We start from the raw sequence: 14,906 nt of genomic DNA, 5'->3' as shown, positions 1-14,906 counted from the left end.
GTCCCCGCGTTAGCGGCGACGGCCCTTCTTGTCGTCCTTCACGTGTCCACGGAAGGTGCGGGTGGGCGCAAACTCGCCGAGCTTATGCCCGACCATGCTCTCGGTGACGAACACCGGGATGTGCTTGCGTCCGTCGTGCACGGCGATGGTGTGCCCGAGCATGCCGGGGATGATCATCGAACGGCGCGACCAGGTCTTGATTACGTTCTTGCTGCTGGCTTCGTTCGCCTTGACAACCTTGCGAAGCAGGTGGTCGTCAACGAACGGGCCTTTCTTGAGACTGCGTGGCATCGTCTACTCCTACTTACGCTTCTTGCCGACGGTACGGCGACGAACGATGAGCTTGTCGCTTTCCTTGTTCGGGTGGCGGGTACGCCCTTCTTTCTGGCCCCAAGGGCTGACGGGGTGACGTCCACCGGACGTCTTACCCTCACCACCACCGTGCGGGTGGTCAACCGGGTTCATGGCGACACCACGAACGGTCGGGCGAACGCCTTTCCAGCGCATCCGGCCGGCCTTACCCCAGTTGATGTTCGACTGCTCGGCGTTGCCGACCTCGCCGATCGTGGCGCGGCAGCGGGCGTCGACGTTGCGGATTTCTCCGGACGGCAGGCGCAGCTGGGCGTAGATGCCATCCTTCGCAACGAGGCGAACGGATGATCCGGCGGAGCGGGCCATCTTGGCGCCACCGCCCGGACGCAGTTCGACCGCGTGGATGATGGTACCGGTCGGGATGTTCTTCAGCGGCAGGTTGTTGCCGGGCTTGATGTCAGCGCCGGCGCCCGACTCTACGATGTCGCCCTGGTTCAGCTTGTTCGGGGCGATGATGTAGCGCTTGGAGCCGTCCATGAAGTGCAGGAGCGCGATGCGCGCCGTGCGGTTGGGGTCGTACTCGATGTGAGCAACCTTGGCGTTGACGCCGTCCTTGTCGTTACGACGGAAGTCGATCAGACGGTACTGGCGCTTGTGTCCACCACCGATGTGACGGGTGGTGATGCGACCCTGGTTGTTACGGCCACCGGTCTTGGACAGGGGGCGAAGCAGGGACTTCTCCGGCGTGGAGCGGGTGATCTCTGCGAAGTCTGCAACAGATGAACCGCGACGACCGGGAGTCGTGGGCTTGAACTTACGAATAGCCATTTCTTATTCCTCTAGTCCGCGCCGCTTAGCCGACGGCCGTGAAGATGTCAATGGAACCGGACTTGAGCGTGACGATGGCACGCTTGGTGTCCTTGCGCTTGCCCTGACCGAACTTCGTGCGACGCGTCTTGCCGATGCGGTTCATGGTGTTGATCGAAGCGACCTCCACCTTGAAGATCTTTTCGATCGCGAGCTTGATTTCGGTCTTGTTCGAGCGCGGGTCCACGATGAAGGTGTACTTGCCTTCGTCGATCAGGCCATAGCTCTTCTCAGAGACGACCGGAGCGATGATGACGTCGCGGGGATCCTTGTTGATCGGGGTAGCCATTATGCGGACACCTCTTCCTTCTTGGTCTTGCTCGCCACGAACGCGTCGAACGCGCCCTTGGTGAAGACGATGTCGTCGCTGACGAGAACGTCATAGGCATTCAGCTGGTCCCACGGCAGAACGTGCACCGTCGGCAGGTTGCGGATGCTGCGCAGCGTCAGTTCGTCGGTGCGCTCCAGGACGACCAGCACGTGCTTGCTGCTGGCGATCTGGCTGAGCAGCTCGATGGCGCCCTTGGTGCTGGGCGTCTCGGCACTGAAGAGTGCGGTCACGACGTGCAGGCGGTCGCCACGGGCGCGGTCGGAAAGGGATCCACGCAGTGCTGCCGCGATCATCTTCTTGGGGGTGCGCTGTTCGTAGTTACGCGGGGTCGGTCCGTGGACGATTCCACCACCGGTCATCTGAGGGGCGCGGATCGAGCCCTGACGAGCGCGACCGGTTCCCTTCTGCTTGAACGGCTTGCGGCCGGAACCGGAAACCTCGCCACGACGCTTGGTCTTGTGAGTTCCCTGACGTGCGGCAGCGAGCTGCGCGACGACGACCTGGTGGATCAACGGGACGTTGGTCTGAACGTCAAAGATTTCGGCGGGCAACTCGACGGAGCCGGCCTTCTTACCCTTGGCGTCGATGAGATCGAGTGAGGTAGTCATACGACTAGGCTCCCTTCACTGCATTGCGGACGAATACGAGGCGGCCCTTGGCGCCGGGAACGGCACCCTTGACCAGCAGGAGGCCCTTCTCGGCATCCACGGCGTGAACCTTGAGGTTCAGCACGGTGACGCGCTCGCCACCCATACGACCGGCCATGCGCATGCCCTTGAAGACACGGCTCGGGGTCGAGGAAGCACCGATGGAACCGGGCTTGCGGTGGTTGCGGTGCGAACCGTGAGAGGAGGAAACACCCTTGAAGTTGTGACGCTTCATAACACCGGCGAAACCCTTGCCCTTGCTGGTGCCCATGACGTCGACCTTGGTACCGGCAGCGAACACACCGTCAACGGTGAGCTCCTGACCCAGGGTGTAGTCAGCGGCATCCGCAGTGCGGAGCTCGGTGAGGTGGCGGCGAGGCGTGACGCCTGCCTTTTCGAAGTGTCCGGCGGAAGGCTTGTTGACCTTGCGCGGATCGATGGCCCCGGCAGCGATCTGGACGCCGGCGTAACCGTCGATGTCCTTGCTGCGGATCTGGGTGACAACGTTGGGCGAGATTTCGATGACGGTGACGGGAACGAGCTTGTTGTTCTCATCCCACACCTGCGTCATGCCGAGCTTCTTGCCGAGGAGACCCTTGGTGGTCTTGGTATCTGAGTAAGACATCGCGGGCCCTAGAGCTTGATCTCGATGTTGACGTCGGCCGGCAGGTCGAGACGCATGAGCGAGTCGACAGCCTTCGGGGTCGGGTCAATGATGTCGATCAGACGCTTGTGGGTGCGCATTTCAAAGTGCTCCCGGCTGTCCTTGTACTTGTGAGGGGAACGGATGACACACACCACGTTCTTCTCGGTCGGAAGCGGCACGGGGCCGACGACAGTCGCACCCGCGCGGGTCACTGTGTCGACGATCTTGCGCGCCGAGATGTCGATGACCTCGTGGTCATACGACTTAAGTCGAATGCGGATTTTCTGTCCCGCCATGTCGAACTCGCTTTCTTGTCAAGGCTTCGTACATCCCGAGGGGCTGCATTGGACGCCGTAGTAGCACTGCTGCTGTCGCACCACTGTTCATCTGTCAATTTCGGCAGGGCCGCGGAGCGGTCATGCCGAGCCAACCCGCTTCTCCACACTCGCGCGTGGGGGAAGGCATGGATTTACCCAGCTGTCCCGGCTGTTGGTTTGAGCTATGTTCTGCTACCCGCGGCCTAACTGTGCACCTGGCGCCTTTTACGGCGAACGGCACAAGCTATGCACTGCCTGGCAGTGATCCCGACACCGCGTGCAGCGCGGCAGTCGAAAGTGTTGAACTAGAAGAGTCTGCCACAGGGTTGGGTCATTGTGCAACCCGGGCGTGTCGCGGGCGGCGTGTCGCCACATCCGCGTCGTTCCGCGGCTCGGCCGGCTCTCGCCCCGGGCGCGTCGCCGCCGCCATTCACGCCTCGCGCGAGTGCTGCGCCGCTCCGCGCGGGGCACGCCACCAGCGCAGCGGCGCAACACCCGCGCACCACCGGCACCTCACCGAAACTGGAGTCGCGGGCGCCCGAACGGCAGCCCCAACTGCAGCAGCCGAGTGCGCAGCCGACTCTGACTCATCCCGACCGGGAAGTCCCACCGGGTGAACGCGTGCACCTGGTGCCGCACGCCATCGTCACGGCGTTTCTCGTCGTAGAACACCTCGGCGGTGGTGCGATCGCCTCGCAACACGGGGTCGAAGTATTTGCCCTTGCCGTCGGCCTCCCCCACCGAGTTCTCGTCGATCCAGTAGAAGTCCGTGAAGACGGTCTTGCCTTCGACGACGAACGGATGCTGCAGCACCGGCTCCGGAAATCCGTTCAGCGCCACGTTGACGCGGCTTCCGGACACGTTGGGGGAACCGGACAGCGTCGAAGAGAAGTCGATCACGGCCCGCGCCCGCACGGACACGCGGAAGGGAAGCAACCCTTCCCAGGTCTCAAGCAGCCTGGCTCTGGTGGTCAGAGGCAGAATGCGCCCCCTGCGATCCACCGCAATGGAGCGGTCGGCCATGGCGACCGCGGACTTCAGATCCAGAGTGGCGGCGAGGTCGACGACCGTGCGTTCGACGCTGGTGACCGGGAGTCCGTTCACCACGGCGATATCCCGCGTGTCGAGTCCCAATGCATGCTTGCGGATACCCGGCGTCGAGCGTCCGCCGCGGGTGCGTTCGGGGAGGGACTGGACCTCGGGCGGTCAGCCGGCGAGAGTGGGGAGTCCCCACAGGACAGCCGCGGACCCGTTCGCAGGTGGCATGCCACGCGCGAACCGGCGCACGACCCGCGCCACGGTGCGCTCGGTCACCGAAGTGAGCTCGACCAGCGGTTACCTGCCGTCGGGGCCAGTGCCTCGAGCGTCGCGGTCGGTCGGACCGTCCCCGCGACCGAGGTGTTTGTCCGCCGCCGCTCGGGCATCCTTGATCTTGTCGGCGTGCTTGTTGCCGGTGACCTTGTTCGCGGCGGCGGCGCCCCCGTCGAGAATCTTGTCGGCGATCTTCTCGCCCTTCTCTGTTTTGAGGAACTCCTGCGCTTTGCGGCTGATGTCGTTGAAATTCACGGGGTGCTCCGATCTGGGGCTGTTGAGGTTCATGTCAAGGCTAGTTCCTGGGCGATTCGGGATCAACTGGCCCCGCAAGTCGGGCACGAAAAAAGGGCCGGCCCCGAAGGACCGACCCCATTTTCTGAAGGGGACTACTTGACGATCTTGGTCACCGTTCCGGCGCCAACGGTGCGGCCACCTTCACGAATGGCGAAGCCGAGGCCCTCTTCCATGGCGATCGGCTGGATCAGCGCGACGTTCATGTCGGTGGTGTCGCCGGGCATGACCATCTCGGTGCCCTCAGGCAGCGTGATGACGCCGGTGACGTCCGTGGTGCGGAAGTAGAACTGCGGGCGGTAGTTCGCGTAGAACGGGTTGTGACGCCCACCCTCATCCTTGGACAGGATGTACGCGGTGCCCTCGAAGTCGGTGTGCGGCGTGACCGAACCCGGCTTGACGACAACCTGGCCGCGCTCGACGTCTTCGCGCTTGGTGCCACGAAGAAGAAGGCCACAGTTCTCGCCGGCCCATGCCTCGTCGAGCTGCTTGTGGAACATCTCGATACCCGTGACCGTGGTCTTGATGGTCGGGCGGATGCCGACAACCTCGACCTCGGAGTTGATCTTGAGGGTTCCACGCTCGGCGCGGCCGGTGACGACGGTTCCACGACCGGTGATCGTGAAGACGTCCTCGATCGGCATCAGGAAGGGCTTGTCCTTGTCGCGGACGGGCTCCGGGAAGTAGTCGTCGACAGCCTTCATGAGCTCAAGGATGTTGCCGACCCACTTCTCGTCGCCTTCAAGCGCCTTGAGTGCGGAAACGCGCACGACGGGAGCGTTGTCGCCGTCGAAGCCCTGGGCGGAGAGGAGTTCGCGAACCTCGAGCTCAACGAGCTCGAGGATCTCTTCGTCGTCAACCATGTCGGACTTGTTCAGTGCCACGAGCAGGGACGGCACGCCGACCTGCTTCGCGAGCAGGACGTGCTCACGGGTCTGAGCCATCGGGCCGTCAGTAGCGGCAACCACAAGGATCGCCCCGTCCATCTGAGCAGCACCGGTGATCATGTTCTTGATGTAGTCAGCGTGGCCCGGTGCGTCTACGTGCGCATAGTGACGCTTTTCGGTCTCGTACTCAACGTGCGAGATGTTGATCGTGATACCGCGCTGGCGTTCTTCCGGAGCAGAGTCGATCGACGCAAAGTCGCGCTGAACGTTCGTCTTGGACGGATACGTGTCGGCAAGGACCTTGGAGATCGCTGCAGTCAGCGTGGTCTTTCCGTGGTCAACGTGACCGATCGTTCCGATGTTTACGTGCGGCTTGGTCCGCTCGAACTTGGCCTTGGCCACTGTGGGTCCTCCTCAGGACTCATGGCTCCATCGACCGCTGGTTTGCGGCCGGTGAAACTGCTGGATTTGTGTACTTATGCTACTCGGGCCGGGAGGCCGAAGCGATTTCGGCCCGAAGGCCCGGAGAGACCGGAAGCCTCAGGCTATTCGCCCTTGTTCTTCTGGATGATCTCTTCGGCCACGGCCCGGGGGACCTCCGCGTAACTCTCGAAGGTCATCGAGTACACCGCGCGGCCCGAGGTCTTCGACCTCAGGTCACCGATATATCCGAACATCTCCGACAGCGGCACGTTGGCGCGAATTACCTTCACGCCCTGAGCGTCCTCCATGGTCTGGATCTGTCCACGACGCGAGTTGAGGTCGCCGATGACGTCGCCCATGTACTCCTCGGGCGTACGAACCTCGACGGCCATCAGCGGCTCGAGCAGAACAGGGTCAGCCTTACGAACGGCTTCCTTGAAGCCCATCGAACCGGCAATCTTGAACGCCATCTCCGAGGAGTCGACGTCGTGCGCGGCGCCGTCAAGCAGGCTTGCCTTGACGCCCACCATCGGGTAGCCGGCCAGGACGCCAACGTGCAGCGCATCCTGGATTCCTGCGTCCACCGAGGGGATGTACTCCCGGGGGATGCGGCCACCCGTGACCTTGTTGACGAACTCGTAGCTCTTCTCGGCAGTGATCTCGAGCGGCTCGATCGCGATCTGAATCTTCGCGAACTGCCCGGATCCACCGGTCTGCTTCTTGTGCGTGTAGTCGTGACGCTCGACCGCCCTGCGGATGGTCTCGCGGTAGGCGACCTGAGGCTTGCCGACGTTGGCTTCGACGTTGAATTCACGTCGCATCCGGTCGACCAGGATGTCCAGGTGAAGTTCACCCATCCCCTTGATGACCGTCTGACCAGTTTCCTGGTTCTGCTCGGTGCGGAAGGTCGGGTCTTCTTCGGCCAATTTCTGGATCGCAAGACCCAGTTTTTCCTGGTCCTGCTTCGTCTTCGGCTCGATCGCAACCTCGATGACCGGGTCAGGGAACGTCATCGACTCGAGCACGACCTGCGCGTTCGGGTCGCACAGGGTGTCACCTGTGGTGGTGTCCTTGAGGCCGATGACCGCGTAGATGTGACCGGCGGTCACGAAGGCCACCGGGTTCTCCTTGTTGGCGTGCATCTGGAAGATCTTGCCGATGCGCTCCTTCTTGCCCTTGGTCGAGTTGACGACCTGGGCGCCGGAGTCAAGGTGACCGGAGTACACGCGAACGTAGGTCAGACGACCGAAGAACGGGTGAACGGCGACCTTGAACGCGAGGGCCGTGAACGGCTCCGTCGCGTCGGGGTGACGCATGATGACCTTTTCCTCGTCGCGCGCGTCGTGGGCTTCGATGGCCGGCACGTCGAGCGGGGTGGGGAGGTAGTCGACGACTGCGTCAAGCATCGGCTGAACGCCGCGGTTCTTGAACGCGGAACCGCAGAGGACCGGATAGATCTCGCTGGAGACCGTGAGCCCCCGAATCGCGTGCTTGATCTCGGAGACGGTGAGCTCTTCGCCGGAGAAGTACTTCTCCATGAGGTCGTCGTCGGTCTCGGCGACGGTTTCAAGGAGCAGCTTGCGGTATTCCGCGGCCTGCTCGGCAAGGTCGGCCGGGATCTCTTCGATGGCGTATTTGGAGCCCATCTCGACGTCACCCTTGGAGTCGCCGCGCCAAGTCAGTGCACGCATTTCGACGAGGTCGACAACACCTTCGAAGGTGTTCTCGGCGCCGATGGGCAGCTGGATGACGAGCGGCTTCGCACCGAGGCGCTTGACAATGGTGTCGACCGTGTAGAAGAAGTCGGCGCCGAGCTTGTCCATCTTGTTGACGAAGCAAATGCGGGGCACGTCGTACTTGTCGGCCTGGCGCCAGACGGTCTCCGACTGGGGCTCAACGCCCTCCTTGCCGTCGAACACTGCGACGGCGCCGTCGAGGACGCGGAGCGAACGCTCCACCTCGACGGTGAAGTCGACGTGGCCGGGGGTGTCGATGATGTTGATCTGGTTTGAGGCCCAGAAACAGGTAGTCGCGGCAGACGTGATGGTGATGCCACGTTCCTGCTCCTGCGCCATCCAGTCCATGGTCGAGGCGCCGTCGTGCGTCTCGCCGATCTTGTGATTGACACCCGTGTAGTACAGGATGCGCTCAGTGACGGTGGTCTTGCCAGCATCAATGTGAGCCATGATGCCGATGTTGCGGACCTTACTCAGGTCGGTGAGCACGTCAAGTGCCACGGGGGTCCTCCGGAAGTTTGCTTGTGGATCTTGGGGCGAAACAGGGCATCCGGTCGCCGGGCCCATCGAGATCTGCTCTCGACAAGCCCGGATTCCGGAGCGCGACTACCAGCGGTAGTGAGCGAAGGCCTTGTTCGCCTCGGCCATCTTGTGCGTGTCCTCGCGGCGTTTCACAGCGGCGCCGAGGCCGTTGGATGCGTCGAGAATTTCGTTGGTGAGACGCTCGGTCATCGTCTTCTCGCGACGAGCCTTGGCGTAGCTGGTCAACCAGCGCAGAGCCAGGGTGTTGGCGCGGTGCGGCTTGACTTCGACGGGCACCTGGTAGGTGGAACCACCGACGCGGCGCGAACGCACCTCAAGGGTCGGGCGCACGTTGTCGAGTGCCTTCTTCAAGGTGACGACGGCATCCGCACCGTTCTTGGCAACGACGCCTTCGAGTGCATCGTAAACGATGCGCTCGGCGAGGCCCTTTTTGCCGTCGAGGAGGATCTTGTTGACGAGCTGGGAGACGATGGGGGCGCCGTATACCGGGTCAGCGATAACGGGACGCTTGGGCGCTGGGCCTTTACGAGGCATTACTTCTTCTCCATCTTGGCGCCGTAGCGGCTACGAGCCTGCTTGCGGTTCTTGACGGCCTGGGTGTCCAGTGCGCCACGAACGATCTTGTATCGAACACCGGGGAGGTCCTTCACACGACCACCGCGGACGAGCACCATCGAGTGCTCCTGCAGGTTGTGACCCTCGCCGGGAATGTAGGCGGTGACCTCGGTACCGTTCGACAGCTTGACGCGGGCGACCTTGCGGAGGGCCGAGTTCGGCTTCTTCGGCGTGGTCGTGTAAACACGGGTGCACACGCCGCGCTGCTGGGGGTTGGACTTCAGGGCGGGCGCCTTGGTCTTGGTGACCTTGGGGCTGCGGCCCTTTCGTACCAACTGCTGAATGGTGGGCACTAATTACTCCTTGTTTTTGCTGCACGGTGACAGCTCATTGATGGTTAGCATTCGAATCGCTCCGTTTCCGGCCCGATCGAGTTCATCTGGACCCACCGAAACACGCGGAATGAGTTACGCGGGCCGTAGTGGGTATGCCGTGGGGGCTGCTCGGAGAGCACACCCTGTGTGAGTGCCACATCAAGGCGCCTAAGGTGCGGCACGACAAGATCGCGGTGGCATGACTCAAGCGCACGACAAAGCGCACACGTACAAAGGATATCCCGGAGGTGACCGCTGGGTCAAATGGATCACGCGGCCCCAGGGGTTCGTTCAGGTGCTGTTCACGGGCCGCGCGGCCAGAGCGGGGAATCGAGCGCGGTATCGAGGTCGGCGAGGAGAGCGAGCACCCAGGGTTCGACGAATTCGGTGACGGCGCTGCGCATCCGTTCACGGTGCCGGGACAGTTCGGCGCAGACCCGACCGCCGACCAGCGCCGCGTGTTCGTCGGCGCGTGTGACCTCGGCGCGGATGGCCGCCTTCTCCTCGTCGGTCAAGGGAGGCGGGTCAACGGGCAGGGCCACGGATGCCTCGGGCCGGGCGAGTTCGGCGAAGGTGAAGAGGTAGGGGGCGTCGGGCATGGCCGGCGGGTCGAGGTCGAGGCCGGTGTAGGCCGGGTCGAGGCCCTCAGCGGGGCGGTAGGTCAACGCGGCCTGCTTGCGCTCCTCGTTCAGGCGGATCTCCCGGAGCAGCAGGGGGAGGTGCGTCTCGGTGAACTCGTCGACCTCGGCGTCGATCAGGTGCTTCAGGCGCATGGCGAGGGCGTGCTGCACGGCGTGCGGGACATCCGTGGCGAGGCCGGCGGCGGCGATGACCGGCGACCCGAAGCAGGTGCGGCAGAGGCGTGAGCGGCCGCGATGCGTGCCCGGGCGCCAGCGAGGCAGCCAGTTGAGCCAATCGTCAACCTGTTGGCTGACCCGCAACTCGATGGAACCGCCCATGAGAGTCAAGGGTACCCGATCGGAGTGCTCCGCAGTCAGCGACTTTCAGGCCGGCGGGGTTTCAGTCTTCGCCTTGCTCCCACGGCCACTTCGGGGGGCCGCGTTCGGGCATCCGTGAGGCGAGGACCAGCGAGTAGAGCAGGGTGACGATGAAGGAGAGGATGCCGGTGGTCACCGCGAACGGGCCCAGCAGCACGGAGGCTGCGAACCCGACGCTGTCGCCCGGGAGCCCGGCGGTGTCGGTCGGCACCCCGGTGCCGAGCGCGTAGAGCACCCCGCCCACCAGAACGAAGACGACAAGCGCGGCGACCCCGGTGCCGAGGGAGTACCCGACGGCGATCCGCTGGTTCTCCGGTCTGGTGCGCAGCCCGAGCAGCAGCATCAGGGTGAACACCAGCACCACGGCGGCGGCGGTCATGAACGGGCCGACGAGAGGTCCGGCGTTGGGGTCACTGATGACATCCGTGTCGGTCAGCAGGCTGATCATTCCGAAGGCGGCGACGAGGAGCGCGGCAAGGAGCACTGCCGCGAAGACGGCGACGACCGTCGCGTACTTCTGGTAATTTCGCATCGCTCCCCCTTGATGGCGTACCTGCTGGGGCCCGGCACGCTGAGCGCCGGGCGTCGACCGACTAGTTGCTGCGGATGCCCTGCGGTCCGGCGGCGAGGACGCGGTCGTATTCGGCCTTCGCTGCAGCGTTGCGTTCGGTGACGGCACGGCCGTTGCGGGCGATCCAGGCGCCGGCCCAGATCGGCACCTCGCGGGCGACGACCGCAGCGGCGATGGCCCCCGGGTTCAGCCACTGCTGGCTGATGAAGCGCGCCGCCTGGTCGGGCGTGAAGTTCCAGGCCTGCACGCTCAGCAGCGCCGCCCCGATGTAGGAGAAGTAGACGACCACGGCCACCAGGAAGCCGAAGAGCACGTAGGCCCACCAGCCGCCGCGGTTCACGATCAGCACCAGAAGGGCGAACGCGACGAAGAAGAAGAAGACCGGCACGTAGAAGATGGGCAGCACGATGAAGTCGGTGAACTTCGAGGCCGTGTCCGCAATGGACAAGCTGCCGATGCCGGACAGCACGAACGCGACCACGGCGTAGAGGGCGGCGAAGATGACGGTGGAGAGCAGGGCGATCAGCACGCCGGGGCCGCGGTTGCTCTTGTAGCGGGGAGCGGTCGGCGCCTGGATGTAGACGGGGGGCTGCGCCGTGGTGTTCGTGGGGGCATAGGCCTCGGCGGGCGGGGCCTCTGATGGGGTCGCAGTCGGGTTCTCGCCGGGCTCGATGCGCCGGGTCTCGGCGGTGGTGTTCACCGGGGCGATGTTCACGGAGGCGGCGGGCACGTAGGTGGGCGTCGCGGGCTCGCGGGAGGTCGCGGGGGTGTCATAGGAGATCGGCTCGCCGACGGGGGTGGCCGGGTAGTGCGCCGGTGTCTCAGCGGCAGCATCGGTCGCGTCGCCGGACTCGGCCGGAGCGGAGTGGGAGCCGGTGCCGGTGTAGTCCGGGGCATCCGTGCGCTCTTCATGGCCGGCGTAGTCGACCGGTTCAGGATTCGAGTCGTTGTTACGGTTGCGGTTGCCCTCAGGGGACGATGTGTCGCTCATGGTGCGCTCCTTGTGGCCTAGGCCGTGACTGTCAGATGCAACTGTAGCAACGACGGTGCCCGGAACTGCAGACGGCGCGTCGGGCGGCGCGACTAAGCCGCGGGGGTCGGGGCCACGGCAATGTCCTCGGCGTTGAGGAGCACGTAGACGAACGCGGAGATTGTTGCGGTGACGTTGCCGGACTCCGCGGGCGTTGACGTGGTGAACGTGGTTACCATGACCAGTCTTTCGCCCTTCTGGACGCCCTCGATGAAATTGAGCACCTCGTCATAGCCCCCATCAACGGCGAGTGTGATTGGCACCGCGACGAAGTTCGCAGCGGTAATGAGGTCATTCACCACAGGAGCAGCGGCGGCAGGTGTCGCGGGGGCAACAGGAGCCGCTTCGACTGTCGGCGCCGGCTCGGTTCCGGCTGATGCTGCTCCCTCGATGGGCGCTGCGTCGACCGGGACTGGGGCCACGACCGGCGCATACGGTTGCGCATCACTGACGGTGATCGCGGTCAGAGTCACACCATTCAGCGCTGCAATCTCGTCGAGCTGGCCGACGAGGACGGGAATGTCTGCTCCTTGTGGAACCGCTCGACGTAACTGTGCCAGGTCTTCCTTCAGGTCGCCGATGCTCTCGAACTGTTCCTTCAACACAGAAAGCTGGAGTTCGAATCCAGCGTTCTGTTCCTCGACGGAAGCTCGTTCCGCCTTCGTTGCGGAAACTTCATTCAGCTTGGGCGAGATGCCCAACGACCAGCCAATGACCACCGTGATGCCCATTACCAGGATCGCACCGAGCACCCACAACCTGTTCTTGTCCATGGCTACTTCTCCTCCGTGCTAATCACAAAACGGTTGGAGTACGCGCTCTCGTTGATGTGCAGAGTCAGGTCCACCAAATACGCTCCAGTATCAGTTCGCGTTATCGAGCCGGGGTTGCCGTCCGCGAAGCCTGGCAGCGTCCCCATGGCCTTGAGCCACTCCGGCACGGTCGGCAGGTTCGGGCTGGTCATCGAGATCATGATGGTGGCGACGCGGGAAGCCTGCAGCGGGACGGTTGGCTGCTCGTACAGCACGAGCGGTGAGGCAGAGTCGATATCGACCGTGTCGATGGTGACGTCTGCAGGGAGCACTTCCCGCACATCCTGGAGATAGGCCCTCCAGTCGATCTCGGTCGATGCCCCTACCTCGCGCGCAGCAAGGGACGTGGCGAGCTCGTCTTGCACGCGGCGCACCTCGATGTATTTCGTCTGTTCCGCCAGCAGGTCCCCGGTTCGAGTTTGGGCGACCGCGAGTTCCGACCGTCCCTGAGCCGCGCCCCAGGATGCGGCGGCAACCCCCGAGCCTACGAGCACTACCACTCCAAGCATGCCTGCTGCAAGGCCTCGCCGCAGGATCTTGCCCTTCTGCCTGGCCCTGACTTCGGGAGGGAGAAGATCAACCCGGGGTTCCCCGCCGACGACCAGATCGTCGATCTTGCTCGTTCGACTCATGCTTTTCTCCCAAGGGCGAGTCCCAGCGCAACCAGGAAGGCGCCACGGGTCTGTTCGAGCGCGTCTGCATCGACGCCGCGTCCGAGTACGACCGAACTAGAAGTCAGGGGCGCCAGGACCCGAAGTCTTGTCATCTCCCCAAGAGCGTCGGCGAAACCGCCCAACCGCGATCCGCCACCGGTCAACACTATTCGGGTCACCGTCACGTTGTGGCGGGTGTTCGTAAAGTAGTTCACGGTATTCCGCAGGCTGCTGAGCAGCTCGGTCGTGACCTCCCGAATGACAGTTATCGCAGCCTGGTTCTCAAGTGTTGGTTGTGCCGAGAGACCGACGGATCGCTTCAGCGCCTCAGCCTGCTCGGCATCAACGGCCAGTCGCAGAATTAGCGCCTGGGTGAGGTCCTCCCCGCCGGTCGGAATGAGACGCACGAATTGCGGCACGCCCGCGATCGTGATGACGACGCTCGTGGTCCCCGCGCCGACGTCGATCTGAACGAGCGCGCCATCCGTACTTGATCCGTCATGAATTGCTCGAGCCAGTGCAAAGGGAATGAGGTCCACCTCGACCGGGGTCAGTCCGGCCAATTCGACGGCCCTGACGTTCCCTAACACGGCCTCCTTGACCGCGGCGATCAGCAGCCCGTTTATCTGCGGCCCGGTGTCGCTCTCGCTCTCGGAGATCGGATAAAAATCGAGGAGGGCGTCAGCCACCGGAACGGGAAGCATGTCTTGCACCTGGAAGGGCAGCGACTCCCTGATGCGCTTCATCGACGCTTTCGGCACCGCGAGGTCCCGAGCGAGGACGCGATGGTTTCCCATGCCCAAGACGACGTTCTTGCTCTTGAACCCCCCCACGGACCACAGTTCCTTGAGCGCGTTCGCGACCGTATTCGGTTCGAGCACTTCTCCGCGGCTCACGGCTCCCTCTGGGAGCCGAACCTCATGGAAGCGCGCGAGGGTCGGCATCGCCTTACCCGAGTCGCTCACTTCGACAGCGCGCAAGGCGGCCCTGCCGATATCGATTCCGACGACACTTGCAGTCATTGCTTCTCCCCTACTCGCCGTGCCGTCATGCCAAGCCAAAAAGTGAAAGATAGCGGATGGCTATCACCTCGCCGCAAAAAATCCCCAGCCACGCCCCAACCAGCATCCAGGGGCCGAAGGGTATTCCGCTCTTCCGGTTTGCTTTGCGCGTGATGACAAGCACAAGACTAAACAGTCCGCCGAGCAAGAACGCGCTGAACGCGCCGACTACCAGCGGCGCCCAGCCAAGCCAGCCCAGATACAGGCCCAGCAGCCCGGCTAGTTTCACATCGCCGAGCCCCATGCCGCCCGAGTAGGCGAGGGCGAGGATGAGGTATAGGCCGAAGAGTGTCGCCGCACCCACTAGTGCCGTCAGGAGTCGCCCAGGAGATTCTGTAAGCAGCGCACCGCCCGCGAGCAGCACCGCCGCGACCGGGTAAGCCGGCAGCACGATCCGGTTCGGCAGCGTGTGCGTGTCCAGGTCGATCATGGCAAGGGCAACGCTCACGGAGGCCAGGTAGAGAAATGCCACCAGCGTGACTAGCAGCCCGCCAGTCGCGGAGGGCCCACCTGTCCCGACCACTACCCCGCCCGACAA

Annotated in this window: 19 protein-coding genes; all 19 read right to left on the bottom strand. The window is 63.8% G+C overall.

Annotation, left to right across the window (positions count from 1 at the left end):
- Positions 1-9 precede the first annotated feature (9 nt).
- Positions 10-291, bottom strand: a complete 282-nt coding sequence (gene rpsS, locus E3T34_RS02935) for a 30S ribosomal protein S19 (protein WP_104100966.1) — start codon at positions 289-291, stop codon at positions 10-12.
- 9 nt (positions 292-300) lie between these two features.
- Entirely contained in the window at positions 301-1,140 is an 840-nt protein-coding gene (rplB, locus tag E3T34_RS02930) for a 50S ribosomal protein L2 (protein WP_104100967.1), read from the bottom strand.
- 25 nt (positions 1,141-1,165) lie between these two features.
- Entirely contained in the window at positions 1,166-1,468 is a 303-nt protein-coding gene (gene rplW, locus E3T34_RS02925; protein ID WP_104100968.1) for a 50S ribosomal protein L23, read from the bottom strand.
- Positions 1,468-2,118: a 50S ribosomal protein L4 gene (gene rplD, locus E3T34_RS02920; protein ID WP_104100969.1), complete on the bottom strand. Its 651-nt coding sequence runs from the start codon at positions 2,116-2,118 to the stop codon at positions 1,468-1,470. The genes rplW and rplD overlap by 1 nt, the downstream gene beginning before the upstream one ends.
- A 4-nt stretch (positions 2,119-2,122) precedes the next feature.
- Positions 2,123-2,782 carry a 50S ribosomal protein L3 gene (gene rplC, locus E3T34_RS02915; protein WP_104100970.1) on the bottom strand — a complete coding sequence of 220 codons (660 nt, stop codon included), beginning with the start codon at positions 2,780-2,782 and terminating at the stop codon, positions 2,123-2,125.
- A gap of 8 nt (positions 2,783-2,790) precedes the next feature.
- Positions 2,791-3,099 carry a 30S ribosomal protein S10 gene (gene rpsJ, locus E3T34_RS02910; protein ID WP_035834607.1) on the bottom strand — a complete coding sequence of 103 codons (309 nt, stop codon included), beginning with the start codon at positions 3,097-3,099 and terminating at the stop codon, positions 2,791-2,793.
- Between the two features lie 534 nt (positions 3,100-3,633).
- Entirely contained in the window at positions 3,634-4,227 is a 594-nt protein-coding gene (locus E3T34_RS02905; RefSeq protein ID WP_134342139.1) for a hypothetical protein, read from the bottom strand.
- 228 nt (positions 4,228-4,455) lie between these two features.
- Entirely contained in the window at positions 4,456-4,686 is a 231-nt protein-coding gene (locus E3T34_RS02900; RefSeq protein ID WP_134511889.1) for an Rv0909 family putative TA system antitoxin, read from the bottom strand.
- Positions 4,687-4,820: 134 nt separating this feature from the next.
- On the bottom strand, positions 4,821-6,014 hold the full coding sequence (gene tuf, locus E3T34_RS02895) for an elongation factor Tu (RefSeq protein WP_104100973.1): 1,194 nt from the start codon (positions 6,012-6,014) through the stop codon (positions 4,821-4,823).
- 143 nt (positions 6,015-6,157) lie between these two features.
- Entirely contained in the window at positions 6,158-8,272 is a 2,115-nt protein-coding gene (fusA, locus tag E3T34_RS02890; RefSeq protein WP_104100974.1) for an elongation factor G, read from the bottom strand.
- A gap of 105 nt (positions 8,273-8,377) precedes the next feature.
- Positions 8,378-8,848, bottom strand: coding sequence for a 30S ribosomal protein S7 (gene rpsG, locus E3T34_RS02885; protein ID WP_066597688.1), 471 nt, complete (start codon positions 8,846-8,848; stop codon positions 8,378-8,380).
- A complete protein-coding gene (rpsL, locus tag E3T34_RS02880; protein WP_055811472.1) occupies positions 8,848-9,222 on the bottom strand; it encodes a 30S ribosomal protein S12 in 375 nt (124 codons plus the stop codon). Before rpsL ends, rpsG begins: the two co-directional genes overlap by 1 nt.
- Before the next feature lie 323 nt (positions 9,223-9,545).
- Positions 9,546-10,202, bottom strand: a complete 657-nt coding sequence (locus E3T34_RS02875) for a spermidine/putrescine ABC transporter substrate-binding protein (RefSeq protein WP_134342137.1) — start codon at positions 10,200-10,202, stop codon at positions 9,546-9,548.
- A 61-nt stretch (positions 10,203-10,263) separates the two neighbouring features.
- The gene (locus E3T34_RS15695; protein ID WP_166785823.1) at positions 10,264-10,773 is read right to left on the bottom strand and encodes a DUF6121 family protein; all 510 of its coding nucleotides are present in this window, start codon (positions 10,771-10,773) and stop codon (positions 10,264-10,266) included.
- A gap of 61 nt (positions 10,774-10,834) precedes the next feature.
- The gene (locus tag E3T34_RS02865) at positions 10,835-11,803 is read right to left on the bottom strand and encodes a hypothetical protein (protein WP_134342135.1); all 969 of its coding nucleotides are present in this window, start codon (positions 11,801-11,803) and stop codon (positions 10,835-10,837) included.
- A 92-nt stretch (positions 11,804-11,895) separates the two neighbouring features.
- Positions 11,896-12,615: a type 4a pilus biogenesis protein PilO gene (locus E3T34_RS02860; RefSeq protein ID WP_134342133.1), complete on the bottom strand. Its 720-nt coding sequence runs from the start codon at positions 12,613-12,615 to the stop codon at positions 11,896-11,898.
- 2 nt (positions 12,616-12,617) lie between these two features.
- Entirely contained in the window at positions 12,618-13,286 is a 669-nt protein-coding gene (locus tag E3T34_RS02855) for a hypothetical protein (protein ID WP_134342131.1), read from the bottom strand.
- A complete protein-coding gene (pilM, locus tag E3T34_RS02850) occupies positions 13,283-14,329 on the bottom strand; it encodes a type IV pilus assembly protein PilM (protein ID WP_134342129.1) in 1,047 nt (348 codons plus the stop codon). Before pilM ends, E3T34_RS02855 begins: the two co-directional genes overlap by 4 nt.
- A 25-nt stretch (positions 14,330-14,354) precedes the next feature.
- On the bottom strand, positions 14,355-14,840 hold the full coding sequence (locus E3T34_RS16865; RefSeq protein ID WP_370327137.1) for an A24 family peptidase: 486 nt from the start codon (positions 14,838-14,840) through the stop codon (positions 14,355-14,357).
- Positions 14,841-14,906 lie beyond the last annotated feature (66 nt).

The organism is Cryobacterium sp. TMT1-62, from assembly GCF_004403145.1.
GTDB lineage: Bacteria > Actinomycetota > Actinomycetes > Actinomycetales > Microbacteriaceae > Cryobacterium > Cryobacterium sandaracinum.
This window is presented reverse-complemented; position numbering and strand designations above follow the sequence as displayed.